Here is a 26,087-nt window from a genome sequence, read left to right as displayed (position 1 = left end):
GCGCAACCGTCAGGTGCGCCGGGCGATCGCTTCCGCGAGGGCGGGAACGGTCGCCGTCTCGGGCACTATGTCCGCCCGGAGGCCCGATTCCTCGAGCGCCGCCGTCGTGACGGGTCCGATGGACGCGACCGCGACGCCGGCCAGGAGCTTGCCGGCCCGATCGGATCCTCCGAGGAGCGTGACGAACGTCCGGACGGCGGAGGGGCTGGTGAACGTGACGACGTGCAGCGCGCCCCGGGCGAGCATGTCGGCGAGATTCGTATCTCCGGTGTCCGTCACCGCCATCGTCCGATAGGCCGTCACGTCGGTGACCGTGGCGCCGGCCTCGCGCAGCGCGTCAGGGAGTTCCCGCGTCGCGAGGCTGGCGCGGGGGAGGAGGATACGCGCGCCGCCGAGATCGTAGTTGTGTATCAGTTCCTCGGCGGCGGCTTCGGCCCGGTGTTGCTTCGGAATGACGTCGGTGCGGATGCCGTGATGGGCGAGCCGCGCCGCGGTGGCGGGGCCGACCGCGACGATCCTTGCGTCGCCCAGCCGCCGGTCGCGGCCCGGAAGCCTCGACAGCATCGCCTCGACGCCGTTGGCCGACGTAAAGACGATCCAGTCGAACGAGGCGGCGTCGGCGCACGCCTGGGCGAGGGGGCGATCATCATCCGGGGCGACAATCCGGATCATGGGGACGATCACCGGCTCGGCGCCCAGGACGCGGAGCGCGTCGGCGAAATCGGCCGCCTGATGGTGCGGGCGCGTGATGAGCACGCGCCGGCCGGCGAGAGGGCGGAGGAGGCGCCCGGCGCCGCCTTCAAGGAGCGCGCGGGCGACCCGGGCGCCCAGCCCGGCGGCATCGTCGAGGGAGCCGGTCCCGGCCTGGCGTATCAGGTGCGAGCCATCGGGGGCGGCGACGATTGCCCGTAGCCGGAGACTGTCTCCTTCGACCGCGGCCATCGCCCCAAGCGGAGTGCGGCAGTCGGCGCCAAGCGCCTCGACCAGCGTTCTTTCGGCGGTAAGGGCGGCCACGGTTTCCGCATCGGCGAGAGTCGCGACGACGTCGCGGGTCGCCGTGTCGTCGCCGCGGTACTCGGCGGCGAGGATTCCCTGTCCGGGAGCCGGCAGACAGAGGTCGAACGGCAGGTGCGCGGCAATCCGATGAGCGAGGTCGAGACGCTCGAGGCCGGCCGCGGCGAGGATGAGGGCGTCGTACTGGCCGTCGTCCAGCTTCCGGAGCCGGGTGCCGACGTTGCCGCGGATCGGCAGAATGTCGAGTTCCGGATACGCGTGACGGAGCTGCGCCGTGCGCCGGATGCTGCCGGTCCCGACCCGGATTCCGCCGGCGCGGAGAATGCCGTCGGCGGAACCGCCGGCTGGGCGATCCGCGTTCAGGACGATGCCGTCGTGAGGATCCCCCCGCTCCAGCACGGCGGCGACGGTCAGGCCGGGCAGACGGTCGGCCGGCAGGTCCTTCGCGCTGTGGACGGCAAGATCCACCCGTCCGTCCAGCAGTGCCTCCTCGATCTCCTTGACGAAGAGGCGCTTGCCGCCTTCCTCGGCAAGCGGCCGTTCCGATGGCCGGTCGCCGCTTGTCCGGATGACGACGAGCTCCGTGGGCGGGCCGCCGCACGCGGCGATGGCGGCGGCGATACGGTTGGCCTGCCAGAGCGCCAGCGGGCTGCCGCGCGTACCGATTCGCAGCCTGCTCACCGGCGGCGCACCGGCTGGTCGCGCAGGCGGAAGAGGCGGTTGAGGGTGTCCGCATCGGTGGCGGCCGCCTCGTCGTCCGGCGCATCCTTCAGCCGCTCGGTCGGAGACGACAGCAGCCGCTCGACCAGCAGGCGCGTCACCTCGTCGACTCGAGCCCGCGCTTCGGGAGACAGCGGTGCGAGCTTCGGCGCAAGGCGCTCGAGTTCGTCCTGCCGCGTCCGCTCGAAGTGCTCACGCAGCGCCACGACAGTTGGAATCGCGCCGCGCGACCGGAGCCAGCGCATGTAGGCGTCCGCCTCCTCGCGCACCATCTGCTCGCCGCGGTCCACCTGCGACTGCCGGCGGGCCAGATTCTCGCGCACGATCGCCTGGAGGTCGTCGATGTTGTAGAGGAAGACCTGCTCCAGTTCGCTCGCGGCCGGCTCGACGTCGCGCGGCAGGCCGATGTCGATGATGAAGAGCGGCCGGTCGCGCCGCGGCCACATAGCGTCAGCGACGTGCTCGCGCGTCAGCATCCACTTCGACGAACCGGTGGCGGTGACGACGATGTCCGTCGCCGCCAGCTCGTCGGTAATCGACTCCCATGGCACGGCAACGCCGTTCACTTTCGCGGCAAGCGTCTGGGCATGGGCCGCGGTCCGGTTGGCGACGCCGATCCGCCCCACGTCCTGCGACTGCAGGTGCGTCGCCGTCAGCTCGGCCATCTCGCCGGCCCCCACCACCAGGGTCCGGCGCCCGGCGAGCGTGCCGAAAATCTTGCGCGCGAGCGAGATCGCCGCGTAGCTGACGGACACCGCGCCCTCGCCCAGGCCGGTTTCCGCGCGGACCCTCTTGCCGGCGGCGAAGGCATGGTGGAACAGCCGGTTCAGCAACGCGCCGGTGAAGCCCCACTCCGACGCGGCGCCGAAGGCGTCCTTAACCTGCCCGGCGATCTGCGGTTCGCCGACCACCAGGGAGTCGAGCCCCGAGACGACGCGGAACAGGTGCCGCGCCGCATCGCCCTGGTTCCGGCCGTAGAGGTGCGGGGCAAGTTCCGGCTCCGGTACGTCGTGGAACGAACTCATGAACGACGTAAGCCGGTCGCGCGCCGCTTCCGCGTCGTCGCACACCGTGTAGATCTCGGAACGGTTGCAGGTGGCAAGCACGACCACTTCGCCGATGCCGTCGAGTCCGGCAATGCCGGCCAGCGCGTCGGTCATCCCGCGCCGCTCGAAGTCGATCCGCTCCCGCAGATCGACCGGTGCGCTGTGGTGGCTCGCGCCGAGAAGGAACAGGTGCATCCGTCCGCCTGCCGTCCCGTCAGTCGAGCGTGTAGAAGTTGTGGCTCTCGGTGCCGAAGTACCCGATCGGCACGAAATTGAGCATCAGGATGGCGAAGCCGATCGCCGACAGCAACGCTGCCCGCCGCCCTCCCCAGCCGATTGCGCGGCGCGCGTACAACTCGAACGTATACACGCCCCAGCAGACCAGGACTATGAAGATCTTCGGGTCGAACAGCGACATTGCCTGCACGCGCGGGTCCGCCGTCGCCGACCCCACCTGCAGCAGCCAGACCCCGCCGACGGTGAGGCCGACGGTCAGGAAGATCCAGCCGATGGCGACGGCGCGGCTGTTCATGCGATCCAGGTTGTCGAGCGAGGGCAGCCGCGCGTAGAAGACGCCCAGGTGTTTCCCCTTCAGTTCCTTGAAGAGCAGCAGGTACGTGACGCTGATGACGCAGGCGAGGGCGAACGCGGCGTACGCCATCAGCAGCGACGAGACGTGCGTTTCGAACCAGCGACTCTCCAGCACCGGGGGACGCGCCGAGACGCTGTTGCCGATCGCCGGAATCAGTTGCAGCGCGACCAGCAGCGGCGCGATGAACAGTCCCATTGCGCGCTCGCCGGTCGTCATCTCGGTGTAGAGATAGGCGAGCCCCAGCACCCAGACGAATGCCGAAATGGCGCCGGTGGTGCCGGCCAGCGGGACATGTCCTACCTGCATCGTCTGCATGCCGATGATGAAGGTGTGGACGAGCGACCCGGCGCCGAGGGCCAGCGTGGCCAGTTGCCCGGACCGGGCGCTGCGCTGCCAGAAATGTATGGCGTAGGCGACGCCGGCCATGGCGTAAAGGAGAAGGGGAATCGCGTTCATCGTCGGCCGCTCGGTCCGTAGTAGCCCTGCTTGGTTCGTGCCGTGACGTGCTCCCGATCGGCGCGGACGATGATGCGACGCCAGGCGCCGTTGCGGAGCGGATTGGCCGAGATGTAGCCGACCGCGTACTGGCTTGACAGCTCCTCGGAAATCTGTTGATAGATGGCCGTCAGCTCCTCCACCTTCTCCGGAAAGAAGGCGCGGCCACCCGTTTCCTGGGCCAACTGGCGAAGAACGAAGTCCGCCTCGCGGAATCCGCGGCGGGTCCGGCTCTCCTCCGACTGCAGACCGATCGAGTAGATGGCGGTTTCGGAGCGCTTCGCCAGCTCGAGCACTTCATCGAACGTGACGAGGCTGGACGTGTCTTCTCCGTCCGAGAGAACGACGATTGCCTCCCGACGCAGGTCGGCCTCCTGCAGCGGAGCCTTGGCCATTTCCCGCAAGGCGATGTAGAGCGCGTTGTACAGCGATGTCGAGCCGCCCGCGGTGGTCTGGCGGATCGCGGTCTCGAGCAGCTCGATGTCGTTGGTGAACGTCTGGAGGATATCGACGCGGCTGTCGAAGTCGACGACCTCCGCGAGGTCTTCGGTCCGGAGCCGCTCCGCGAACCCGATCGCGGCCTCCTGCGCGGTGGTCATCCGCTCGTCCATGCTGGCGCTGGTGTCCATCAGCAGCGCCAGCGCGATGGGCAACTGGGTCTTCGTGAAGAAGGTGATGTCCTGTTGCACGCCATCTTCGTAAACGAGGAAATCGGCCTGTTCCAGGTCGGTCACGAACCGGCCGTCACCGTCGGTGACGGTAATGCTGAGCGAAACCACGTCGACGCCGGCCCGGAACGTCGGACTTCGCGTGTCGGGCGGCTGGGCGGACGCGGTGATTGCGAGCAGTGAGGCGCCGACTCCGGCGATTATCGCCCGCTTGACCCGGATCACGGCCGTTCTCCCTGTGTCCGGAGCGGGGTGCCGCGCGCGTCCATGTCGGGGCGGTTGACGTCGACGGAGACCGTCTCGGGCGGGATGAGAGCGCCGGGCCGGGAGTAGGTGACCAGGTACTGACCTCGCAACTCCGCCACGAGTTCGTCCATCGCGCGTTCGAGGGCGGAGCTGGCCAGAAGCTCCCGGTGGCGCCCGCCGCTCTCCGAAGGTCCCTGCTCAAGCAGCATGTCGCGCTCGATGATCTGCTGCCGATCGACGTTGCCGAACGCCCCGAAGTTGGCTCGCGTGTTTCGCCGATCGATGAGGGAGAAGATGTAGACGGAAGCGCCGCTCTCCTTCACCGCGTCCAGCGTCTGGCGGGCGTTCCGATTGCTGTAGTCGATCCCGTCGCTCGCCACCGCGACGATGACCGGACGCTCGGGCGCGCGCTGAACGATCCCGTCCGCCACTTGGTCTATGGCGTCGAGAAGGTACGCTGCTTCGCCCTGCCGCGGAAACACCTCGCCGATGCCCTCGAGGAGCCGCTCCAGGTCCCGGGTGGCGGGGACCAGGATGCGGGGCGCCCCGCCGAACGTGACGAGTGCGATCTCGTTGTCGCCATGCATCCCGTCCACGAACGCCTCGAGGCCGCTCCGGATGTGGGAGGTGGCGCGGACGGCTGCCTGGCTGGTGTCGGCAAGAAGGATGACGTGCCGGCCGTCACCCGCCGGCTCGACGCGGAGTACCTCGCGAGGCACGTCGTCCTCGCGGATCTCGAAATCCGTCGTCGTGAGATCGGGAACCGGTGCCCCGTCGTCGTCGAGGACCGAAACCAAGATCTGCCGCTCAGTCGGGGCGGACGTGGGCTGGGCGGCGACCGACGCGCCTGCCGTCAGCACGAGGACCAGCGCGCACGCCGCGCGGTAGTGCGCCATGGGTTGTCAAACCTGATGCGAGTATATAGAATCTGCGCGGTTTTCCGGCCCGCACGCGCGCGCTCCCGAACCGAAGATGCTCGACGCCTACATACCGATTCTCCTGTTCATTCTCGTCGCGATCGGGTTCGCGATCTTCACCCTGATGATCTCGAAACTGGTCCATTCGAGCGGTTTCAACAAAGTGAAGCTGGAGCCGTACGAGTGCGGGATCGAGCCGCTCACCGACGCGCGCGATCGATACAGCGTGCGGTACTACCTGGTGGCGATGCTCTTCGTCATCTTCGACGTCGAGACGGTCTTCATGTTTCCCTGGGCGGTCGTCATGGACGAGCTGGCGCTCTTCGGCCTGATCGAGATGCTGGTCTTCCTCTTCATCCTGGTGATCGGCTACGTGTACGCCTGGCGCAAGGGCGCGCTCGACTGGGCCTGACGGCAGGGCCGGCAAACGACTTCCATGACGGACGAGAGCAAGCCGCAGGGGCCGGAAGGCGGAGCGCCGGCGCGGCCCGCGCCCGGAGCCGAGACGGGAACCGCCCCGCAGCCGAAGCCCTTGCCCCGGCCCGCACCGGGGGCCGCTGCCCGGCCGCGGCCGAAGCCGAAGCCGAAAGCTCCGCCGGAGCCTCCCAAGGGCCCCGAGGACCAGGCGCCCCCCGACGGGATGGCGTTGCCGCCGGCGGTTACGGCGCTACAAGAAGGGGTGCCGGGCGCCGTTTCGCAGGTTTCCTTTTGGGTGGGTGACTGGACGGTCATCGTTGCCGCCGATCGCCTGCTCGACGTAATGCGCTTCCTGCGTGACGATCCCGCAACCACGTTCGATTACTGCTCGGACGTCACGGCGGTCGATTGGCCGCCGCGGGAGCAGCGCTTCGACGTGATCTACTGCCTGTACTCCACCCGCCATCGCCACCGTCTGCGCGTGAAGGTGCGGGCCGGCGAGGACGATCCGATCGAATCGGTCACGTGCCTCTGGACGGCGGCGAACTGGCTGGAGCGCGAAGTGTGGGATCAGTTCGGCGTGAACATCGTGAATCATCCCGACCTGCGCCGGATCCTGATGCCGGACGAGTGGCAGGGCCACCCGCAGCGGAAGGACTATCCGCTGGAGGGTCCGGGCGAGCTGTTGATGGAGAACCCGCAGGACTGGCTTCGGGTCCGGAACCTGCCGGACGAAGCGGTGGTGGGCGCCGCCGACGAGGAGATCGAATAGCGTGGCCGATCCGATGGCGACAACGCTCGCCCCCCCGCGCGCCTCGGCGACGCAGTTCGACACCGACGAACTCGTCATCAACATGGGACCGCAGCACCCCAGCACGCACGGCGTGCTGCGCGTGGTGCTGAAGCTCGACGGCGAGAAGGTGATAGACGCCGACTGCGTCATCGGCTATATCCACCGCGGCATCGAGAAGCTGTCGGAGAATCGCGACTGGACGCAGATCATCCTGCTCACCGATCGGATGGACTACGTCGCCGCCGCCACCAACAACCTCGGCTACTGCGAGGCGGTCGAGAAGCTGATGCAGGTCGAGGTGCCGCGTCGGGCCCGCTACGTCCGGACCATCCTGGCGGAGCTGCAGCGGATCGCAAGCCACTGCCTCTGGCTGGGAACGCACGCGATGGACATCGGCGCGATGACCGTCCTGCTGTATGCGTTTCGCGAGCGGGAGTTCGTGCTCGACCTGTTCGAAGAGTTCTGCGGCGCCCGCCTCACCTACAACTCGATGCGCGTAGGCGGTCTGCCGCTCGACATCCCGCCCGGCTGGGATCAGAAGGTGCTCGCCTTCTGCGACCTGATGGAAGGGAAGCTGAACGACTACGAGACGCTGCTGACCAACAACCGGATCTGGCTGAAGCGGACGCGCAACGTCGGCGTCATCCCGGCCGACGAAGCGATCGGGCTCGGGCTGTGCGGCCCGCCGCTTCGAGGATCCGGCGTGCTGCGCGACGTACGGAAGGACGAGCCGTACGCGGCGTACGACGAATTCGACTTCAACATCCCGATCGGCACGAACGGCGACACCTACGACCGCTATCTGATCCGGATGGACGAGTTCCGCGAGTCGATCCGGATCATCCGCCAGGCGATCGAGGGGATACCGGAGGGACCGTTCGTCGGCAAGGTGCCACGACTGCTGAAGCCGGCCGCCGGCGAGACCTACCACGCGATCGAATCGCCCAAGGGCGAGTTGGGTTACTTCATCGTGAGCGATGGGAAGTCGACCAACCCGTACCGATTCCGCGTCCGGCCGCCGTCGTTCTGCAACCTGCAGGGGCTCCGGCGCCTGGTGGTGGGGCACATGGTCGCGGACGTCGTGGCGCTGATCGGCACCATCGACATCGTTCTGGGGGAGGTGGACCGGTAGGTCGGCTGGCCGCCCGGCGAACGCCATGAACTTCCTCGAGAGCGTCGTCGTCCCGTTGCTCAAGATCGCCGTGCTGCTGAACGCGGTGCTGGTCGCGGTCACCTTCCTGGTGCTGATGGAGCGGAAGGTGATCGCCTGGGCGCAGTCGCGGCTCGGTCCGATGCGCGTCGGGCCGTACGGCATCCTGCAGGCGATCGCCGACCCGATCAAGCTGATCCTCAAGGAGGACATCACCCCGCGGAAGGTGGATCGCTACGTCTTCACCCTGGCCCCGATCCTGAGTCTGGTGCCCGCGCTGGTGGTGTTCTCGGTGGTGCCGTTCGGGCCGGACCCGCTCTACTACATCAGTGACGTCAACATCGGCCTGCTGTTCATCATCGCGGTGACGTCGATCGGCGTCTACGGGATCATCCTGGGCGGCTGGGCGTCGAATTCCAAGTACCCGCTGCTGGCCAGCCTGCGGGCCTCGGCGCAGCTCATCAGCTACGAGATCGCGGTGGTGATGACGCTCGTGAGCGTGGTCCTGACCACGGGCACGCTCAACCTCGTCGACATCGTCGAGGCGCAGCGCGACGGCGGGCTGTGGTTCGCCTTCATCCAGCCGGTGGCCCTGGTGCTGGTCTTCATCGGCGGCCTCGCCGAGACCAACCGCGCGCCGTTCGACCTGCCGGAGGCGGAGACGGAACTGACCGGCGGGTTCCACACCGAGTACAGCGGGATGCGGTTCGCGCTCTTCTTCCTGGCGGAATACGCCAACATCATCGTCATCTCCGCGATCGTGGTCATCATGTTCTTCGGGGGCTGGCTCCGGCCGTTTCCCAGCATCGAGGCGCTGGCCTTCCTCGACTTCGTGCCCCCCTGGATCTGGTTCACCGGGAAAGTCTTCCTTTCCCTCTACGTCTTCATCTGGATCCGGGCTACGCTTCCGCGCTTCCGCTACGACCAGTTGATGGCGCTCGGCTGGAAAGTGCTGATCCCGGTGGCGATCGCCAACCTGGTGGTGACCGGCGTGCTGAAGGTACTGCTGTAGACGATGGCTGACGCGCTGGTCTTCTGGCTGCTCGCGGCGTTGATTCTCGGCTTGGGGATCGGGGTGGTTTCCGCCCGGAGCGCGGTCCACAGCGTGCTGTTCCTGGTGATGAACTTCCTCCTCGTGGGGGTCCTCTACGTGACGCTCGCGGCGGAGTACGTGGCGGTGATCCAGGTGCTGGTGTACGCCGGCGGGATCGTCGTTCTCTACCTGTTCGTCGTCATGCTCGTCAACCTGAAGAAGGAGCCGGAGCGCTACTCCGACCCGCGGCGCGCCGCCCGTACCGGCCTGATCCTGGCCGGCGCGGTACTGGCCGAGCTGGTCGGCATCGCGGTGGTGGTGGCCTATCGGGGGATGGGAGCGTCGGCGGCGTCGGGCGGTCTCGGCTCCGACACGCCGTTCGCAACCGGCAACACCGAGCAGCTCGGCTGGGTGCTCTACACCAACTACCTGATTCCGTTCGAGCTGGCGTCGATGCTGCTGCTCGTGGCGATGATCGGAGCCATCGTGCTCTCGAAGCGCCACCTCGGCGAGATGCGGGGAGCGGACGAGGGGAGCGGAGAATAGCGATGGGCCTGCTCGAGGTTACGCCGCTCCACTACAGCCTGCTCGCGGCGGCGCTGTTCATGATCGGCGTCATCGGCGTTCTGGTGCGCCGCAACGTCATCATCATCTTCATGTCGATCGAGTTGATCCTGAACGCGGTCAACATCAACCTGATCGCGCTCGCGCACCAGCTGCAGGATCTGGCCGGGCAGGTATTCGTCGTCTTCGTCATCGCGGTGGCGGCGGCCGAGGCGGCGGTGGGCCTCGGCATCATCATCGCGTTCTACCGCAACAAGGAGACCGTCAACATCGACGAGATTCAGTTGATGCGGTGGTAGCACGGTAGTTTCATGGACCTCATCTGGTTGATCCCGCTCCTGCCCGGAATCGGCGCCGCCGTCAACGGCCTGATCGGGATCCGCTATTTCAGCAAGAAGACCGCCGGCATGCTCGCCGTCACGACGATGGCGGGCGCGCTCGTCCTGAGCATCAACGCGTTCGCGCAACTGCTGGGCGATCCCGACCGCTACCACAAGGTCGAGGTGGCGCACTGGATCCCGCCAATCCCGCTCGAGACGGTAGGCGGCATGGGCTCGTTCGAGGTGCCCTGGGCGTTCACCCTCGACCCCCTCAGCGGGATGATGCTGCTGGTCGTGACCGGCATCGGATTCCTCATTCACATCTACTCCGTCGGCTACATCGACCACGAGCCGCGGGGCGGCGTGGCGCGCTTCTTCTGCTACCTGAATCTCTTCTGCTTCTTCATGCTGACGCTGGTGCTGGGGAGCAACTTCCTGGTGATGTTCGTCGGCTGGGAAGGGGTGGGGCTCTGCTCCTACCTGCTGATCGGCTACTGGTACACGAAGAAGAGCGCGTCGGATGCCGGCAAGAAGGCGTTCATCGTCAACCGCATCGGCGACTGGGGCTTCATCCTCGGTATCTTCCTGGTCTTCTTCACGTTCGGGACGCTCGACTTCCGCGCGGTGGCGGAGGCCGCCTCGGCGATGCCGGTCGAGACCGCCGCGGTCGGCTTCGGCGTCCTGTCGCTCATCTGCATCCTGCTCTTCATCGGGGCCGCAGGAAAGAGCGCGCAGATTCCGCTGTACGTCTGGCTGCCCGATGCGATGGAAGGCCCGACGCCGGTCTCCGCCCTGATCCATGCCGCGACGATGGTGACGGCGGGCGTCTACATGGTCTGCCGCAACGCCGTGCTGTTCGAGCAAGCGCCGATGGTGATGCTGATCGTCGCGGTGGTCGGCGTGCTGACGGCGTTGATGGCGGCGACGATCGGCCTCGTCCAGACCGACATCAAGCGGGTGCTGGCGTACTCCACGGTGTCGCAGCTCGGCTACATGTTCCTCGCAACCGGGGTCGGCGCGTTCGCGGCGGGCGCCTTCCACCTGATGACGCACGCCTTCTTCAAGGCGCTCCTCTTCCTCGGCAGCGGCTCGGTCATCCACGGGATGAACGAGGAGCAGGACATGCGGAGGATGGGCGGCCTGAAGTCGAAGATGCCGATCACCTTCTGGACGATGACGATCGGCGCAGTGGCCATCGCCGGCATCCCGCCGCTGTCGGGATTCTTCAGCAAGGACGAGATCCTCTACCGGACGTTCCTGCACAGCCCGGTTCTCTGGGGCCTCGGCGCCCTGACCGCCCTGATGACGGCGTTCTACATGTTCCGGCTGATCAACATGACGTTCTTCGGCGCCTACCGTGGCCCGGCTCCCGATGCGCATGGCGGAGACCACCACGGCGACGCCCACGGGCACGGGGACGACGGCGGGCACGGCCATGCCTGGCACGGGCCGCACGAGTCGCCTCGCGTGATGACCTGGCCGCTGATCGTGCTCGCGGTCGGCGCGGTCATCGCCGGTTTCGTCGGCGTCCCGGCGGCGCTCGGCGGCAGCAACATGATCGAGCATTTCCTCGAGCCGAGCTTCACCGTGCCCGGAGCGCTGCATGCCGCCGAGGAGGAGCACCACTACGAAATCGAGTGGGCGTTGATGGCGTTCTCGGTGCTGCTGGCGGTCGGCGGCATCTGGTTTGCGCACCGCAACTATGTGCAGCAGCCGGAGAGGTCGGAGCAGATGGCTGCTTCGTTCGCCGGCGCCCACCGCGTCCTGACCAACAAGTACTACGTCGACGAGCTGTACGACGCGACGGTCGTGCGCGGCACCATGGGGAGCGCGGGCGGCCTGTGGACGGTCGACAAACGGGTGGTGGACGGTGCGGTGAACGGTACCGGCTGGACCACCATCATGGGGTCATGGGTATCCCATGTCCTCGACAAGTATGTCGTCGACGGCCTGGTCAACCTGACCGCCTGGGTCTGCGGGGAAGCCAGCTACGTGTTCCGCCGCGTGCAGACCGGTTTGATTCAGAACTACGCGTTCGCCACGCTGGTCGGGGTGTTCGCTTTCATCACGTGGTACCTGTTTGCCCGCTAGCCTGGCCACGAGTGCAGTGTCATGAATAACGTCCTCGACTTCCCGCTGCTGTCGCTGATCCTGTTCACGCCGCTGGTCGGCGCGATCATCCTGCTGTTCGTCAGCCAGCAGAACGGGAACCTGATCCGCTGGATCGCCAACATCACGGCCGGCGCCGGTTTCCTGGTGTCGCTCCCGCTCTGGTTCTGGTACGACGGCTCGAATCCCGAGTGGCAGTTCCGCGAGCAGCTGGAGTGGATTCCGTCCATCGGCGCTTCCTACAGCCTCGGCGTCGACGGCTTCAGCGTGCTGCTGATCCTGATGACGACGATGATGGGTGTCATAGCGGTCCTGTCGTCGTGGACCGCCATCACGATGCGAGTGAAGGAGTACTACTTCTTCCTGCTGATGTTGCAGACCGGGATGATCGGCGCCTTCGTCGCGCTCGACTTCCTGCTCTTCTTCCTCTTCTGGGAAGTGATGCTGGTGCCGATGTACTTCCTCATCGGCATCTGGGGCAGCGACAACCGGCTCTACTCGGCGATCAAGTTCTTCCTCTTCACGCTGGTCGGCAGCGTCATCATGCTGCTCGGCATCCTGGCCGTCTACTTCTACCAGCACTCGATCACCGGGGTGTACACGTTCGACGTGACGGTGTTCCACGAGCTGAACATCCCGTACGACCTGCAGTGGTGGATCTTCCTCGCGTTCTTCCTCGGGTTCGCGGTCAAGGTGCCGATGTTCCCGTTCCACACCTGGCTGCCCGACGCGCACACCGACGCGCCGACGGCAGGGTCGGTCATCCTGGCCGCGGTCCTGCTGAAGATGGGGACCTACGGCTTCATTCGCTTCAGCCTGCCGATCCTGCCCGAGGGGTCGGCGGCATTCGTGCCGGCGGTCGTGCTCCTGTCGATCATCGGGATCGTGTACGGCGCGCTGGTCGCCATGGCGCAGCGCGACTGGAAACGCCTGGTGGCGTACTCGAGCGTCAGCCACATGGGGATGGTGATGCTCGGCATGTTCGCGCTGACGCCGGTCGGCATCACCGGCAGCATCGTGCAGCAGCTCAACCACGGCATTTCGACCGGGGCGCTGTTCCTCATCGTCGGCATCGTCTACGAGCGGCGGCACACCCGGCTCATCGCGGAGTACGGCGGGCTGTCGAAGGTCATGCCGATCTACGCGGCGGTCTTCCTGGTGATGACGATGTCGTCGATCGGATTGCCGACGCTGAACGGCTTCATCGGCGAGCTGCTGATCCTGCAGGGGATCTTCGTCGTTTCGAAGGTCTGGGCGTTCTTTGCCGCGAGCGGCATCGTGCTGGGCGCCGCCTACATGCTCTGGCTCTACCAGCGGACGATGTTCGGAACCGTGGACAACCCGAAGAACGAGGGGCTGCCCGATCTCACCCTGCGCGAATTCGCGACGTTCGTGCCGTTGCTGATTCTGGCCGTCTGGATTGGCCTCTACCCGAAGCCGTTCCTTGACCGGCTCGAAACCTCGGTCGACAAGGTGATGATGCGGGTGGACGGCGACTACACGCCGCGGTTCGCGCTGCGCGAGGCGGACGACGGAGCGGTCGAGGTGGAGGTCGATGCCGGCCCGGCCGCGGCTGACGCGGCGGGGAACTAGCTGCTAGCCGCCAACAGGAACCTGAATGCCAGCCGGATTCACCGCCGCCGACTTCTACTACATCCTGCCGGAGATCCTGCTGACGGCGGGCGCGCTCATCGTGCTCGTGGTCGACGTCCTGTTCCCGAAGGGGGACCGGGCCATCCTCGGCGCCACGCTGGTGACGCTGGTGGTGACCGGCGGAGTCGTCCTGGCGTTCGCCGGCGTCGATCTGACGGTGTCGGCGGGCCTCCTGGCGATTGACGGCTTCGCCGCGTTCTTCAAGACGATCTTCATCCTGTCGGCGGTGCTGACGGTCCTGATGTCGGCGCCTTACCTGAAGGTCGAGGGGGTGCGCGCCGGCGAGTACTGCTTCCTGATTCTCTGCGCCACGCTCGGCATGATGTTCATGGCGTGCGGGATCGATCTGATCACGCTTTTCATCGGCCTCGAGACGATGGCGATCTCGTTCTACATCCTGGCCGGCTTCCTGAAACCGAGCCAGCGGTCGAACGAGGCGGCGGTGAAGTACTTCCTGCTGGGCGCCTTCTCGCTCGGCATCCTTCTCTACGGGATGTCGCTGCTCTACGGCGCGACCGGCACCACCAACCTGGCGGGCATCGCCGAGTCGGTCGCCGATTCGGGCAGCTCGCTGCTGCTCACGCTGGCGATCATCCTGGTGGCGGCCGGCATGGGCTTCAAGATCGCCGCCGTCCCGTTCCACATGTGGGCGCCCGATGTCTACGAGGGATCGCCGACGCCGGTGACCGCGTTCCTGTCGGTCGGTTCGAAAGCGGCCTCGTTCGCGATGCTGATCCGGATCTTCGTCGAGGGCTTGCCGGCTCTTGCCGCCGACTGGCAACTGATCTTCTGGGTGCTGGCCGCGATCACGATGACCGTCGGCAACATCGCCGCCATCACCCAGACCAACACGAAGCGGATGCTGGCCTACTCGTCGATCGCCCACGCCGGCTACGTGCTGATCGGGCTCGTGGCTGGCACCGGCCGCGGCGTCGCCGCGGCGATGGTCTACCTCTTCGTCTACATCTTCATGCAGCTCGGCGCGTTCGCCGTGATCACCATGCTCCGCCGGAAGGACGTGGTGGGAGACGAACTGAAGGACCTGAGCGGCCTCTACATCCGCCAACCGCTCGCCGCCGTCGCGATGCTGATCTTCATGCTGTCGCTCGGCGGCATCCCGCCCACCGCCGGTTTCATGGGCAAGCTCTGGCTCTTCAGCGCCGCGATCGAGTCGGGCCTCGTCTGGCTCGCCGTCATCTTTGTCGTCAACAGCGTCATCTCGCTCTACTACTACTACCGCATCGTCGTCTTCATGTGGCTCAAGGACGAGCAGTTCGGCTCCCCGATCAGCATGACGCCCGCCATCGCGACCGCGCTTGTCATCGCGGTCATCGGCTCGCTCCTCTTCGGTGTCCTGCCCAATCAGCTCTTCGACAGCGCGATGGTCGCCATCGACATGTCGGCGGCCTCGTTCCCCGGCGCGCCCGGCAACTGATCCCGTCGGCGCGTCCGCCTCCTTGGTGCGCCGGCCCTGGTGCGCCGGCCTCCAGGCCGGCACTCAGATCGTCGAGAAGACGATAATCGTGCGTAGGGATGGCGCCACGGCGCTTGGTGTCGCGCCTCATGTCCGGGCGCCGACACCGTTGACGAGGTTCGGGTGAACTAGATCGCTGGCTGGGCTGGGTAGACTGTTTTTATACCCACAAAACCAGCAGCTACATATGTTTTTTTGGTGTGTTTTGGCGCGGCCCGCAGTTCGCCCCCCGAACCGGAGAGCGGTCGACCGGGGTACCCGCGTGCCGGAACCGCAGTTCTTGCCCCGGCCGTACCCGCTTGGTAAGATTCATCGTTTGTTTTGCTTCGGGAGGGGGCCGTCCGGGGCTGGCCGGATGCTAACCGGCGAACCGGACGGCTCGGACACGCGCCACTGGCGAGCGTTCGCATGCCCGACGAGCGAGACCCGTACCTGGCGCGTTCCTTCCGTTTCCTGCAAGAGAACATCCGCAGGGCAGGACCGGCGGCAGCGGCCAGTTACACGTTGATCGGGGCGATTCTGTTTCTCGGCGGTTCCGGCTACGCGTTGGACCGCTGGCAGGGCACGGAACCGTGGGGTTTGCTGGTCGGGCTGCTGGCGGGACTTGTGGTCGGTTTCTACGAGATGGCGAAGGTGGTCTGGCGCCGGTAGGCGTTGGCGGACGGCGGCACGGTTAACGCGCGACCCGACACGGAATGATGGAGATGCGGACAACCTGGATCACCGGCGCGCTTGTCGTTGCCGCCGGCTCCATCGTGGCCCTGGCCGTCCCCGCCGCGGCTCCGGCGGTGCTGCTCGGCATGTTGGGACCGCTCGTCGTCGCCACCGGTTCGCTGGTGGCGATGGATCGGGCCTACCGGCAAAGCCCCGAGCGCGTATCCAGATTGATGCTCCGACTGTTCCTTGGCAAGATCGTGGCGTTCGGCGCCTATGTCGCGCTGGCGATCGCCGTGCTGACGCTCGATCCGATCTGGTTCATCGGCAGCTTCACTGTTTCATTCGTTGCTTTCCACCTGGCCGAGGCCGTGCACCTGCAGCGGCTGTTCTCGAACTGACCCCCGGAAACGATGCTTCAGCCTGAACACGACGACCACGCTGTCGATCCGGCGGCGGAGCACGCAGCCGAGGGATTCGACGCCGGCGAGGTGATCATCTCGCACGTCGCGAACGGATCGCTCGAGCATCCCATCCTGCACCTGCCGCCGGTCTTCGGTATCGATTTCTCGATCACGAAGCACGTCTTCATGCTGCTGCTCGTCGCGACGGCCGTCTTCCTTCTGATTACGACAACCGTCCGCCGCTACCTGCGGCAGGACCGAATGATTCCGGCCGGCTTCATGAACGCGCTCGAGTTCGTCGTCGTGTTCATTCGCGACTCGATAGTCCTCCCCAACGTCGGCGCCAAGTACGTCAAGACGTGGGCGCCGCTGGTTCTCACTTTCTTCTGCTTCATCCTGGTAGCGAACGCGGTCGGGCTGATCCCGATGTTCGAGGTGGTCGGCCTGCTAGACCACTACGTGCTCCACACCGGCGAGCACTCGGTGGTCAAGAACATCATCCACGGCGGCACCACCGCGACGGCCAACTTCAACGTCACCGCGGGACTTGCCACGGTCACCTTCTTCTCCATCATCGTCGCCGGTACGCTTGCGCACGGCTTCGTCAAGCACTGGGTCAATCTGGTGCCGCACGGCCTCGCGTGGCCGCTCTACATCCTTCTGATCCCGATCGAAGTGATGGGCATGTTCGTCAAGCCGTTCGCGCTGACGATGCGGCTTGCCGCCAACATGACGGGCGGACACATCGCCATTCTCTCGATCCTCGGCTTCGTCTTCATCTTCTCGGAACTCTTCGGCGCGGCCGCCGGCGTCGGCGTTGGCGTGGCGGTCTCGCTGCCGCTGGCGGTAGGTATCAGCGCGCTCGAGATCATCGTCATCCTGGTGCAGGCATACGTCTTCACCCTGCTCACGGCCGTGTTCATCGGCATGGCCATCAACGTGCATCACTGATCGCAAGACACAAACACAAACGAAACGGAGGGTTACACGGATGGAAGGCTTGTACATCGTCGGCGCGGCGCTGGGGCTCGGACTGATCGTTATTGGCGCGGGCCTCGGGATCGGCCGTTTCGCCGCCGCCGCCGCCGAAGGCATAGCGCGGCAGCCCAGCGCCGCCGCACAGATCACTGGCGCGGTCAACCTGCCGCTCTTCCTGCTCGAAGGCGTCGCGATCCTCGCCGAGGTCTTCATTCTCGTCATCGTCCTGCTCCAGTAGGGAACCCTCATGGACCTGGTCCGCATCGAACCCGGGTTGTACTTCTGGGCGATCGCGGTCTTCCTGACCCTCTTCACGCTGCTCAGGAAGTTCGCGTGGAGGCCGCTCCTCAACGCGCTGGAGGAGCGGCAGGAGAGCATCCGGAAGTCGCTCGACGACGCCGAGACCGCCAAACGCGAACTGGCGGAGGTGCAGGAGAAGGCGGAGGCGCTGATCGGCCAGGCGCGCATTGAGGCGGACGCCATCCTGGTCGAAGCCCGCGCCGACGGCAGGAGGCTGCGCGAAGAGATGAAGGCGCAGGCCCGAAGCGAGGCGCAGTCGATAGTCGGAAACGCCCAGCGGCAGATTCAGCTCGAGCGTGACCGGGCGGTTGCCCAGATCCGGGAGGAAGCGGTAGACCTATCCCTGGCCATCGCCTCCAAGCTCATCCGGCGCAACCTCACCCGGGCCGACAACGAATCCCTGATAGACGACGCCCTCAAGCAGGTCGAGTCACGGCGGATTCAGTAGCCAGGGGCTCGTCGAACGCCCACCGCCATTCACCAGACGGTGAACTCGTAGCAGCCGGGCGCCACCAGGAGGCGCGTCTCGTCCGGGAAGTGGAGGCTCGACGGGAGCACCAGCCCGGCCGCCTCCAGTTGGACCGTCCGGATCTTCTCACCGTCCGGGTTGTAGACGTAGAGGTAGGGCACGGACAGCGCGATCCAGAGGTTGCCGCGCTGGTCGAGCGCCGCGGTCCGGACGTTCGGCGGGACGACCGGCAGGGTGCGGCCCCGTTCGTCGGTCCGTTCGGGCCAGATGGCCGGCAGGTTGTTGGCGATCGGGTCGACTTCCGGACCCTGCACGACGCGCTCGAACACCAGCGCTCCGTCGCGGTCGTACTTCCGGAACGCGGGCCGCCCCCCCTGGAAGACGAAGTAGTAGCCGCCGGTCGCGGGGTCGGCGAGCGGGATTCCGCTGTTGAGCGCGATGTGCAGGTCCCGCTCCGACTCGTGGCCGGTGGCCCGGAACAATCCGATGGTCTGGTACGGGTAGCCGTTCAGGCTGTAGAGCGTGATCAAACCGCCGCTCTCCGCCTGATTGATCAGGATCGCGCGGCCGGTGAACTCGAGCGAGCCGATTCCGTTGAGCACCCAGTCGCCCAGCGTCAGGCGGGGCGCCGCCCGGCCCGGAATCCGGAAGCTGCCGAGGCGCGTCCCGTCGTTCTCGAACAGTTGCACCCGCTCCCGCCCCTCCGGCGCGTCGGCGACGACGAATCGGCCGCCCGCGCCCAGGTCGAGCGTGCTCGCCGAGATGATTCGCCCCTCTTCCGGGCCTATCTGCACGAGTTGCTCCGCCGAGTCGGCGCCGGGTGCGAGGCGGTAGACGGAATGGCCGCGCCGGTCGAAGACGTAAGCGGATCCGTCGTCCGACTCCTGATACACGGAAGGCTCGCGGAACGTGCCCACGACGTGCGCCGGCAGGCCGCCCGAGGATCGGAGGCGTTCGACCTGCTGTGCGCCGGGTGCGCCTGCGGCGAGCAGCGCGATGGCGAGCGGAACCCAGAATCTGGCAGCCCGTGGTGAAACCCCCGCTACAGTCGAGCGGCGATTAGAGGGTCGGATCAGTAGCCCGCTACCTCACGCACGGCGTCGAGGATGTCGGACGCCTGCGGGAGGATCGCCTCCTCGAGAACGGGGGCGTACGCGACGGGGCAGTCGAGCGCGGCGACGCGCTTGATCGGCGCGTCGAGCTGATCGAACAACTCGTCCGCGATCCGCGCCGCCAACTCGCCGCCGAAACCGCAGGTGAGCTGATCCTCGTGGGCGATGACGACGCGGCTGGTCGCGCGCACCGCCTCGGCGATGCCGTCCCAGTCGTACGGCGCGATAGTCCGCAGGTCGATCACGCGGACATCGATTCCCTCCTGGCTTGCCCGTTGTGCGGCCAACAGGGTGCGTTGCACCAGGGCGCCCCAGGTGATGACCGTGACGTCGGCCCCATCGCGGCGGACCGCCGCGCGGCCGAACGGCAGCGTGTAGTCCGCGCCCGGGTAGACGCCTTTGTTGTAGGTCTGGCGGTAAAGGTGCTTGTGCTCCAGGAAAAGGACCGGATCGTCACACCGGATCGCGGTGCGCAGCAGGCCGGCCGCATCCTCCGCGTCCGACGGGAAGGCGATCCGCAGGCCGGGGCAATGGGCGAAGATGCTCTCGCCCGACTGGCTGTGGTACAGGGCGCCCCCCCTGAGGTAGCCGCCGATGGGCGCCCGGATCACGACAGGGCACGACCAGGCATTGTTCGACCGGTAGCGGAGCATGGTCAGCTCGTCCCGGATCTGCATCATGGCCGGCCAGATGTAGTCGAAGAACTGAATCTCCACCACCGGCTTCAATCCGCGGATGGCCATGCCGATCGCGCGTCCGACGATGTTCGCCTCGGCGAGCGGCGAGTTGAAGACGCGGTCCGAACCGTACGCACGCTGCAGGCCGAGGGTCGCCTTGAACACGCCGCCCTTGCCGGGCACTTCCGACAGGATCTCGGCGCGGCTGGCGTCCGCGACGTCCTCGCCGAAGATCACGATCCGCGGATCTCGACCCATTTCGTCCCGCAGGGTCCGGTTAATGGCGGTGACCAGCGTGTCCGCCTTAGGCCCTTCCACGTCGGCCGCGCCGGTCGCGTCTCCGCCTCCGGCGGGCGTGGACTCGAACGTCGCGGACGTGGGATCGATGTCCGGGGAATAGACGTACAGCGTGGCTTCACCGACCTCCGGCTTGGGGGCTGCGATGGCCCGATCCGTCGCCTGCTGAATCTCGCGCGCGACATCGTCGGCAATGGCGGCGAGCTCCGCTTCGTTCGCGTGGCCGCCCTCGCGAAGGAACTGCGCGAACCGGCGCAGTGGGTCACGCGCCGCCTCCGCCGCGCGTTCCTCCTCGATCTTGTAGTTGCGCTCGTCGTCCGACATCGAATGGGAGTACGGACGGACGACATGCGCATGCACGAAGGCGGGACCGGAACGGGCGCGAGCCCAGGCGACCGCCTCGGCCATCGCGTCGTAGCTGGCGATGCCGTCGGTGCCGTCCACGCGCACGACGTGAAGGCCGGGGAACGACTCGACGAGGCCCGAGATGTCACCGCCCGCTGTCTGCACCTCGACCGGCACGGAGATCGCGTAGCCGTTGTCCTCCACCAGGTAGACGACTGGCAGGTTGCGGTTGCAGGCGGTGTTGAGTGACTCCCAGAACTCGCCGCCGCTCGTCTGGCCGTCTCCCATCGACACCAGCACCACCTCGTCGTCCACGCCGTCTACGAGCGTTTCGAGGCCGGACACCCGCTGCCGCAGGTCGCCCGCCTCTGCCGCGCCGACCGCGTGCAGGCATTGCGTCGTGCAGCAACTCGACGGCGAGACGATCTGCAGGCGGGGCGAACTCCAGTGGGTAGGCATCTGCCGGCCGCCGGAGAATGGCTCGTGCCGGGCGCCCACCGCGCTGAGCAGCATCTCCTCGGCGGTCAGGCCAAGCGCCAGGCAGAGCGCCCGGTCGCGGTAGTAGGGGAAGACCCAGTCGTGGCCCGGCCGGAGCGCCAGCCCCGCCGCCACCTGCACCGCCTCGTGGCCGGCGCCGCTGATCTGGAAGTAGCTGAGGCTCTGGTTCTTGAGTTGCAGCTCCCGGTCGTCAAGACGCCGCGCGAGCAGCATCGTCCGGTAGAAGCGATGCAACTGTTCGCGTGTCAGTCCCGCCGTCCGATGCGCCGCCGCGGTTCGAGCGCTGGCCGAAGCCCCGTTGGCAATGCCCGGCTGCTTCATGCTCCGGAGCCTCCGGGGAGAGCGGAAGCGCCGGGCGCCGGCCAGCCTGATGGCATGACGAGCACACTCACACTATATCACGGTGGCGGCGTGGCAACTGCCGTCGAGGATCTATCTCCAGTCACCGCAAACTGTTTGCTATCATAGAGTTATAGGGACCGGTCCTGTTTCCCCAACCGGAGGACGCCTGATGCCTGTCGCCCCCGTCGTCCATCGCTGGGACGAGATCGCTCTGGACAAGGTGACCGAGCTGGTTTCGCGCAAGATCGTCGCCGGCGAGCGGCAGATGCTGGCGCAGGTCTACCTGAAGCGAGGCGCTCTGGTCCCGCTCCATCGACACGAGAGCGAGCAACTGCAGTACGTCCTGCAAGGCGCCCTTCGGGTGGTGGTCGATGGCGCCGAGGTCGTAGTGCGGGAGGGGGAGGTGCTGCGAATCTCGCCCGGAGCCGCTCATCAGGCAGAGGCGCTCGACGACACCTTCACGCTGGAGACGTTCAGTCCGATCCGCGAGGACTGGCTCGCGTCCCGCCGAGTGCCGGCGGGCTCTCCGGTGGGCGAGTGAGTGTGCGACACTCTCCGGCGACATGCTGCGCGCGGGACTGATCGGCTTCGCCTCATCCGGCAAGACGACGCTTTTTCACCTGTTGACGCGGGGACACGAGGGCCGTGCGGGAGGTCGCAACGACGCGAGCATTGGCCAGGCGCATGTGCCGGACACGCGGCTCGATCGGCTGGCCGCCCTGTACTCGCCGAAGAAGCGAACGCCGGCGGCGGTGACATTCGCTGATATGGCGGCGCGGCGCGGCGCGGACGGTGGCGCCGGAGCGGGTGCGCTGGTGGACGTCACGCCGTACCGCACGGCCGACGCACTACTGCATGTCGTCCGTGCCTTTCATGATGACGCGGTACCGCATCCGGCCGGCTCGGTGGATCCTGGGCGTGACACGCGGGCGATGGAGGACGAGCTGATTCTGGCCGACCTCGCGGTGGCGGAAAAGCGGATCGGACGGCTGGAGCAGGACAGGAAGAAGGGAGCACTGAAGCAGGCCCGGGAGGGAGAAGCGGAGTTGGCCGTGCTCCAGCGCTGCGTAGAGGCGCTCGAAGCGGGAACGCCGCTGCGCACCCTGCAGCTCGATGCGAACGATGCGCGGCGCCTGCGCGGCTTTCAGTTCCTTTCCGAGAAGCCGCTGCTGCTGGTGTTCAACGTCGACGAGGCGGATGTCGCCCGCGCGACCGGCGAAGCGGTGTCGGTCGCCGGACTGGGCGGTTTTGTTGCGGCTCCCTCGATTCACGCCCTCAGCGTCTGCGCGAAGATCGAACTGGAGATTGCGCAGCTCGACCCGGACGATGCCGCCGTGTTCCTGGCCGATCTCAATCTCTCCGAGCCGGGGCTGGACCGCGTGATTCGCGCGACCTACGACCTGCTCGGCTACATCAGTTTCTTTACGGTCGGCGAGGATGAATGCCGCGCCTGGTCGATCCCGGCGGGGACCGGCGCACAGGAGGCGGCGGGCGAGATCCACACCGATCTGGCGCGCGGCTTCATCCGGGCCGAGGTGGTCGATCACGACCGCCTGATCGAACGGGGCACGTTCGCCGACTGCCGCCGGCAGGCCGAGGTCAGGCTCGAGGGGAAGGACTACGTCGTGCGGGACGGCGACGTGATCAACGTCCGCTTCGCCGTATGACCGGATCCGGCGCCGGCGCGCCTCCTGCCGCGGGCACGCCCACCGGGCCGGACCCGGCCGGCGGTAAGTCGTCTCCGTCTGCCCGCCTTGCGAAGTCGGCCGGCGTGGTCGGCGCCGCCACCCTCACGAGCCGGATCCTCGGCCTCGTGCGCGACCAAGTGCTCGCCTATCTGTTCGGTGCGGGCAATGCGATGGACGCCTTCAACGTGGCGACGCGCATTCCGAACCTGATGCGCGATCTCTTCGCCGAGGGGGCGATGAGCGCGGCGTTCGTGCCGGCGTTCATGCGCAAGCTGACCCATGACGGCCGCGCGGCGGCGTGGCGGCTGGGCGCGCAGCTTCTGAATGCCCTCATCGTAATCACCGGCGTCATTGTCCTGGCCGGCATGGTCTTCGCCGAGCCGCTCGTACGCCTGCTCGCCGGGTCGTACGCGGAGGTGCCGGGCAAGCTGGAGCTGACCGTGCTCCTGACGCGGATCCTGTTTCCCTTCCTGACGCTGGTCGCGATCGCCGCGGCGCTGATGGGGATGCTCAACTCGCTCAACCGGTTCTTCGCGCCGGCGCTTTCTCCCGCGATGTACAACGTCGGCATCATTGCGTCGGGCGCCCTGCTGGTCCCGCTGATGCCGGGGCTCGGGCTCGATCCGATAGTCGCGATAGCGATCGGCGCGCTCCTGGGAGGCATCGGGCAGGTGGCGCTACAGGCGCCCTTTCTCTTCCGGGAGGGGTTCCGGTACGAGGCGTCGCTCAATCCGAAGGATCCCGGCCTGCAACAGGTGCTCCGGCTGATGGGCCCCGGCACGTTGGCCGGCGCGGCGGTACAGATCAACCTGCTGGTCAACATGGTGCTGGCCACCGGACAGGGGACCGGAGCCGTGTCGTGGCTCGGCTATGCCTTCCGCGTGATGTACCTCCCGATCGGCCTGTTCGGCGTCTCGATCGCGGCGGCGAACCTGCCCGTCGTCTCGCGGCACGCGGCGCGGAACGAGCCGCACGAGATACGGGCCGCGGTGTCGCGTGCGCTCCGGCTGATGCTGGTGGTGAGCGTGCCGGCCACGATAGGCCTCATCGCGCTGGGCCAACCCGCGGTCGAGTTGATCTTCGAGCGGGGGAGCTTCACTCCGGCCGACAGCGTGGCGACCGCGGCGGCGCTGATCTTCTATGCGCCGGGGCTCGCCGGCTACTCGGCGGTCCGGATCGCGGTTCCCTGCTTCTATGCGCTCGGCAACAGCCGCATCCCGGCCGCTGTCAGCGTGGGGGCGGTCGTCCTGAACATCGTGTTGAACCTGATCCTGGTACAGGTGATGGGGTACCGCGGTCTGGCCCTCGGGACGTCCATCGCGGCCCTGGTGAACGCGGCGACTTTGTTGGTCCTCCTGCGGCGACGGCTGGATGGACTCGATCTGCCTCGTGTCTTTCTGATGCTGGTGAAGATAACCGTGGCGTCGGCGGCGATGGGTCTGGCAGCGTGGTGGCTGCACGGCTGGCTGGCCGCGACGTGGGAGGGGGTCGGGCTGCCCCTGCGCCTTGCGCGCGTGACGGCGTCCATCACGGCGGGCGTCGCGGTGCTGTTCGTGGCGGCGCGCGTGCTGCGGATCCGGGAGGTCGACCTCGCCATCGAGCAGGTGACGGCCCGACTGCGCTAGCGCGCCCGCGCGCCCCGGTGGGCGCGCAAGCTCCGGCGGCAGGAATCGACCCGGGAGGCACGCGGGGATAGGCGTACTGGTACGATGAGCGCGATGCGAAGGTTCGACTACGGCGGCGGGTACACGTTCGGGCCGGGGATGATGACGCCGGCCGTCAAGCTTCTCCTCTGGACCAACGTCGGGGTCTTCCTGGCGATGGCGCTCGTGCCTCCGCTCGGGGCGTTCTTCACGCAGTACTTCGGCCTGCGGCCCGCCGCGGTCCTGACGCGATTCTGGCTTTGGCAGCCGTTCACCTACATGTTCCTGCACGGCGGTTTCGGCCACATCCTGCTGAACATGCTGGTGCTCTGGATGTTCGGGGTGCAGCTCGAGCGGTTGTGGGGATCGCGGCTTTTCTTCCGGTACTACTTCGTCACCGGCATCGGGGCGGGCTTCGCCACGATCGCCGTCGCCCTGCTGCCGTTCGGTTTTGCCGACGCCACCTACCTGGCGGTAACGATTGGCGCGTCGGGCGCCATCTACGGTCTGCTGATGGCGTTCGCGCTCTACTACCCCGAGACGCCGATCCTGATGTTCTTCCTCTTCCCGGTCCCGGCGAAGTACTTCGTGATGATCATCGGCGCGATAGCCTTCCTTTCCGTGCCACGCGGCGGCGGCGTCGCGCACATCGCGCATCTCGGCGGTCTCGTCGTCGGGTACTTCTACCTCCAGCTCAGCTCGCGCGGTCCGAACCGGCGCGTCGGCTTCGGCCGGCTCGGCGTCGTCGCCGACATCAAGTACCGCTGGTTCAAGTGGAAGATGGGCCGTCTCCGGAAGCGCTTCGACGTCTACGAGGGCCGCGGCGGCGGGCGCAACTGGGACGATCGCGTCCACTAGCTGCAAAACCGGATTCCCGCTTCGCAACACATCTTCCGTTGACATCGCGACGGGGGTAACCTACGATACGAGTGGATTGAAGTGGAGTGGTGTGGAGTGATGTAGCCGTCCGAGGCAGCACGTGGCGGCAACGGGAATGAGGGCAACCAGGTGCTGAGGGGGAGCATCTCCGCTCGGATCGACGACAAGGGTCGACTCAAGGTGCCGACCGCCTTCCGGACGGCGATTACCGCTCAGTACGGTGATGCCCTCTACGTCACCAGTCTGACCGGTGGGTCTGTCCTGATCTACCCGATGCCGGTCTGGACCGCCCTTGAAGAACGGCTGCGGGAGGTGCCGGCGACGCTACCCGCTCGCCAGCGTTACATCGACCGCGTCAGTTTCTACGGCCAGGAGGCGTCGTTCGACCAGCAGGGGCGGGTGTCGATCCATGGCCATCTGCGCGAGGCGGCGGAAATGGTGGGAGAAACACGGGTCTTCGGGAAACTCGATCACCTGGAGGTGTGGAACCAGGCCCGGTTCGCGAAGAAGTTGAAGCAGGAGCCGCTGACCGACGACGACTTGAGCGCATTGGCCGACTACGGGATCTGACACGAGAAGAAGGACCGGCG

The 26,087-nt window shown here is 66.9% G+C and carries 25 protein-coding genes and 1 pseudogene; 19 read left to right on the top strand and 7 right to left on the bottom strand.

All coding sequences use genetic code 11. The features are described from left to right. Window positions 1-777: 777 nt before the first annotated feature. The 5 genes and pseudogenes from hemC to F4Y45_03670 form a co-directional block, all read right to left on the bottom strand. Window positions 778-1,695, bottom strand: a pseudogene (gene hemC, locus F4Y45_03690) (hydroxymethylbilane synthase). After that, window positions 1,692-2,975 carry a glutamyl-tRNA reductase gene (locus tag F4Y45_03685; GenBank protein ID MXY23610.1) on the bottom strand — a complete coding sequence of 428 codons (1,284 nt, stop codon included), beginning with the start codon at window positions 2,973-2,975 and terminating at the stop codon, window positions 1,692-1,694. Before F4Y45_03685 ends, hemC begins: the two are co-directional and overlap by 4 nt. A gap of 19 nt (window positions 2,976-2,994) precedes the next feature. Further along, entirely contained in the window at window positions 2,995-3,828 is an 834-nt protein-coding gene (locus F4Y45_03680; GenBank protein MXY23609.1) for a hypothetical protein, read from the bottom strand. Continuing rightward, window positions 3,825-4,760 carry a VWA domain-containing protein gene (locus F4Y45_03675; protein MXY23608.1) on the bottom strand — a complete coding sequence of 312 codons (936 nt, stop codon included), beginning with the start codon at window positions 4,758-4,760 and terminating at the stop codon, window positions 3,825-3,827. The genes F4Y45_03680 and F4Y45_03675 overlap by 4 nt, the downstream gene beginning before the upstream one ends. After that, on the bottom strand, window positions 4,757-5,677 hold the full coding sequence (locus F4Y45_03670) for a VWA domain-containing protein (protein MXY23607.1): 921 nt from the start codon (window positions 5,675-5,677) through the stop codon (window positions 4,757-4,759). The genes F4Y45_03675 and F4Y45_03670 overlap by 4 nt, the downstream gene beginning before the upstream one ends. A gap of 76 nt (window positions 5,678-5,753) precedes the next feature. Between F4Y45_03670 and F4Y45_03665 the strand changes: the two genes are divergently transcribed. The 14 genes from F4Y45_03665 to atpF all read left to right on the top strand — a co-directional run bounded on the left by F4Y45_03665 (window position 5,754) and on the right by atpF (window position 17,995). Then, a complete protein-coding gene (locus tag F4Y45_03665; protein ID MXY23606.1) occupies window positions 5,754-6,110 on the top strand; it encodes an NADH-quinone oxidoreductase subunit A in 357 nt (118 codons plus the stop codon). A 228-nt stretch (window positions 6,111-6,338) separates the two neighbouring features. Next, window positions 6,339-6,887 (top strand): NADH-quinone oxidoreductase subunit C, encoded by a 549-nt coding sequence (locus tag F4Y45_03660; GenBank protein ID MXY23605.1) that lies wholly within the window; start codon window positions 6,339-6,341, stop codon window positions 6,885-6,887. A gap of 13 nt (window positions 6,888-6,900) precedes the next feature. Continuing rightward, entirely contained in the window at window positions 6,901-8,040 is a 1,140-nt protein-coding gene (locus tag F4Y45_03655) for an NADH-quinone oxidoreductase subunit D (protein ID MXY23604.1), read from the top strand. A 25-nt stretch (window positions 8,041-8,065) separates the two neighbouring features. Further along, window positions 8,066-9,070 carry an NADH-quinone oxidoreductase subunit NuoH gene (gene nuoH / locus F4Y45_03650; protein MXY23603.1) on the top strand — a complete coding sequence of 335 codons (1,005 nt, stop codon included), beginning with the start codon at window positions 8,066-8,068 and terminating at the stop codon, window positions 9,068-9,070. A gap of 3 nt (window positions 9,071-9,073) precedes the next feature. Continuing rightward, window positions 9,074-9,637, top strand: coding sequence for an NADH-quinone oxidoreductase subunit J (locus F4Y45_03645; GenBank protein ID MXY23602.1), 564 nt, complete (start codon window positions 9,074-9,076; stop codon window positions 9,635-9,637). A gap of 8 nt (window positions 9,638-9,645) precedes the next feature. After that, window positions 9,646-9,954: an NADH-quinone oxidoreductase subunit NuoK gene (nuoK, locus tag F4Y45_03640; protein MXY23601.1), complete on the top strand. Its 309-nt coding sequence runs from the start codon at window positions 9,646-9,648 to the stop codon at window positions 9,952-9,954. A gap of 12 nt (window positions 9,955-9,966) precedes the next feature. Further along, entirely contained in the window at window positions 9,967-12,066 is a 2,100-nt protein-coding gene (nuoL, locus tag F4Y45_03635; GenBank protein MXY23600.1) for an NADH-quinone oxidoreductase subunit L, read from the top strand. Window positions 12,067-12,087: 21 nt separating this feature from the next. Next, window positions 12,088-13,677 (top strand): NADH-quinone oxidoreductase subunit M, encoded by a 1,590-nt coding sequence (locus tag F4Y45_03630; protein ID MXY23599.1) that lies wholly within the window; start codon window positions 12,088-12,090, stop codon window positions 13,675-13,677. Between the two features lie 25 nt (window positions 13,678-13,702). Beyond that, complete coding sequence (locus F4Y45_03625; protein ID MXY23598.1) at window positions 13,703-15,172, top strand: NADH-quinone oxidoreductase subunit N; 1,470 nt, start codon at window positions 13,703-13,705, stop codon at window positions 15,170-15,172. 447 nt (window positions 15,173-15,619) lie between these two features. Further along, the gene (locus tag F4Y45_03620) at window positions 15,620-15,862 is read left to right on the top strand and encodes a hypothetical protein (GenBank protein MXY23597.1); all 243 of its coding nucleotides are present in this window, start codon (window positions 15,620-15,622) and stop codon (window positions 15,860-15,862) included. Between the two features lie 53 nt (window positions 15,863-15,915). After that, the gene (locus F4Y45_03615) at window positions 15,916-16,266 is read left to right on the top strand and encodes a hypothetical protein (GenBank protein MXY23596.1); all 351 of its coding nucleotides are present in this window, start codon (window positions 15,916-15,918) and stop codon (window positions 16,264-16,266) included. Window positions 16,267-16,278: 12 nt separating this feature from the next. Beyond that, a complete protein-coding gene (gene atpB, locus F4Y45_03610; protein ID MXY23595.1) occupies window positions 16,279-17,220 on the top strand; it encodes a F0F1 ATP synthase subunit A in 942 nt (313 codons plus the stop codon). Between the two features lie 40 nt (window positions 17,221-17,260). Continuing rightward, window positions 17,261-17,485: an ATP synthase F0 subunit C gene (locus F4Y45_03605; protein ID MXY23594.1), complete on the top strand. Its 225-nt coding sequence runs from the start codon at window positions 17,261-17,263 to the stop codon at window positions 17,483-17,485. Window positions 17,486-17,494: 9 nt separating this feature from the next. Then, window positions 17,495-17,995: a F0F1 ATP synthase subunit B gene (gene atpF, locus F4Y45_03600; protein MXY23593.1), complete on the top strand. Its 501-nt coding sequence runs from the start codon at window positions 17,495-17,497 to the stop codon at window positions 17,993-17,995. A 29-nt stretch (window positions 17,996-18,024) separates the two neighbouring features. Here the strand turns inward: atpF and F4Y45_03595 are convergent, their stop codons facing one another. Further along, a complete protein-coding gene (locus F4Y45_03595; protein ID MXY23592.1) occupies window positions 18,025-18,909 on the bottom strand; it encodes a hypothetical protein in 885 nt (294 codons plus the stop codon). 179 nt (window positions 18,910-19,088) lie between these two features. Beyond that, on the bottom strand, window positions 19,089-21,158 hold the full coding sequence (locus F4Y45_03590) for a dehydrogenase (GenBank protein MXY23591.1): 2,070 nt from the start codon (window positions 21,156-21,158) through the stop codon (window positions 19,089-19,091). Window positions 21,159-21,456: 298 nt separating this feature from the next. Between F4Y45_03590 and F4Y45_03585 the strand changes: the two genes are divergently transcribed. The 5 genes from F4Y45_03585 to F4Y45_03565 all read left to right on the top strand — a co-directional run bounded on the left by F4Y45_03585 (window position 21,457) and on the right by F4Y45_03565 (window position 26,067). Next, on the top strand, window positions 21,457-21,828 hold the full coding sequence (locus tag F4Y45_03585) for a cupin domain-containing protein (protein ID MXY23590.1): 372 nt from the start codon (window positions 21,457-21,459) through the stop codon (window positions 21,826-21,828). Between the two features lie 22 nt (window positions 21,829-21,850). Beyond that, window positions 21,851-22,954 (top strand): redox-regulated ATPase YchF, encoded by a 1,104-nt coding sequence (ychF, locus tag F4Y45_03580; protein ID MXY23589.1) that lies wholly within the window; start codon window positions 21,851-21,853, stop codon window positions 22,952-22,954. Continuing rightward, window positions 22,951-24,600, top strand: coding sequence for a murein biosynthesis integral membrane protein MurJ (gene murJ / locus F4Y45_03575; protein MXY23588.1), 1,650 nt, complete (start codon window positions 22,951-22,953; stop codon window positions 24,598-24,600). Before ychF ends, murJ begins: the two co-directional genes overlap by 4 nt. 84 nt (window positions 24,601-24,684) lie before the next feature. Beyond that, window positions 24,685-25,476, top strand: coding sequence for a rhomboid family intramembrane serine protease (locus tag F4Y45_03570; GenBank protein ID MXY23587.1), 792 nt, complete (start codon window positions 24,685-24,687; stop codon window positions 25,474-25,476). Window positions 25,477-25,626: 150 nt separating this feature from the next. Next, window positions 25,627-26,067 (top strand): division/cell wall cluster transcriptional repressor MraZ, encoded by a 441-nt coding sequence (locus F4Y45_03565; GenBank protein ID MXY23586.1) that lies wholly within the window; start codon window positions 25,627-25,629, stop codon window positions 26,065-26,067. Window positions 26,068-26,087 lie beyond the last annotated feature (20 nt).

Source organism: Acidobacteriota bacterium (genome assembly GCA_009838525.1).
In the GTDB taxonomy this organism is placed as follows: Bacteria; Acidobacteriota; Vicinamibacteria; order Vicinamibacterales; family UBA8438; genus VXRJ01.
The sequence above is the reverse complement of the archived record's forward strand: the minus strand, read 5'-3'. Positions and strand labels throughout refer to the sequence as shown.

Bases quoted from the DNA above. Each gene is read 5' to 3' on its own strand.
- F4Y45_03685 (MXY23610.1), bottom strand. From the start codon at position 2,975: ATGCACCTGTTCCTTCTCGGCGCGAGCCACCACAGCGCACCGGTCGAT.
- F4Y45_03680 (MXY23609.1), bottom strand. From the start codon at position 3,828: ATGAACGCGATTCCCCTTCTCCTTTACGCCATGGCCGGCGTCGCCTAC.
- F4Y45_03670 (MXY23607.1), bottom strand. From the start codon at position 5,677: ATGGCGCACTACCGCGCGGCGTGCGCGCTGGTCCTCGTGCTGACGGCA.
- F4Y45_03665 (MXY23606.1), top strand. From the start codon at position 5,754: ATGCTCGACGCCTACATACCGATTCTCCTGTTCATTCTCGTCGCGATC.
- F4Y45_03660 (MXY23605.1), top strand. From the start codon at position 6,339: ATGGCGTTGCCGCCGGCGGTTACGGCGCTACAAGAAGGGGTGCCGGGC.
- F4Y45_03655 (MXY23604.1), top strand. From the start codon at position 6,901: ATGGCGACAACGCTCGCCCCCCCGCGCGCCTCGGCGACGCAGTTCGAC.
- nuoH (MXY23603.1), top strand. From the start codon at position 8,066: ATGAACTTCCTCGAGAGCGTCGTCGTCCCGTTGCTCAAGATCGCCGTG.
- F4Y45_03645 (MXY23602.1), top strand. From the start codon at position 9,074: ATGGCTGACGCGCTGGTCTTCTGGCTGCTCGCGGCGTTGATTCTCGGC.
- nuoL (MXY23600.1), top strand. From the start codon at position 9,967: ATGGACCTCATCTGGTTGATCCCGCTCCTGCCCGGAATCGGCGCCGCC.
- F4Y45_03630 (MXY23599.1), top strand. From the start codon at position 12,088: ATGAATAACGTCCTCGACTTCCCGCTGCTGTCGCTGATCCTGTTCACG.
- F4Y45_03625 (MXY23598.1), top strand. From the start codon at position 13,703: ATGCCAGCCGGATTCACCGCCGCCGACTTCTACTACATCCTGCCGGAG.
- F4Y45_03620 (MXY23597.1), top strand. From the start codon at position 15,620: ATGCCCGACGAGCGAGACCCGTACCTGGCGCGTTCCTTCCGTTTCCTG.
- F4Y45_03615 (MXY23596.1), top strand. From the start codon at position 15,916: ATGCGGACAACCTGGATCACCGGCGCGCTTGTCGTTGCCGCCGGCTCC.
- atpB (MXY23595.1), top strand. From the start codon at position 16,279: ATGCTTCAGCCTGAACACGACGACCACGCTGTCGATCCGGCGGCGGAG.
- F4Y45_03605 (MXY23594.1), top strand. From the start codon at position 17,261: ATGGAAGGCTTGTACATCGTCGGCGCGGCGCTGGGGCTCGGACTGATC.
- atpF (MXY23593.1), top strand. From the start codon at position 17,495: ATGGACCTGGTCCGCATCGAACCCGGGTTGTACTTCTGGGCGATCGCG.
- F4Y45_03590 (MXY23591.1), bottom strand. From the start codon at position 21,158: ATGCTGCTCGCGCGGCGTCTTGACGACCGGGAGCTGCAACTCAAGAAC.
- F4Y45_03585 (MXY23590.1), top strand. From the start codon at position 21,457: ATGCCTGTCGCCCCCGTCGTCCATCGCTGGGACGAGATCGCTCTGGAC.
- ychF (MXY23589.1), top strand. From the start codon at position 21,851: ATGCTGCGCGCGGGACTGATCGGCTTCGCCTCATCCGGCAAGACGACG.
- murJ (MXY23588.1), top strand. From the start codon at position 22,951: ATGACCGGATCCGGCGCCGGCGCGCCTCCTGCCGCGGGCACGCCCACC.
- F4Y45_03570 (MXY23587.1), top strand. From the start codon at position 24,685: ATGAGCGCGATGCGAAGGTTCGACTACGGCGGCGGGTACACGTTCGGG.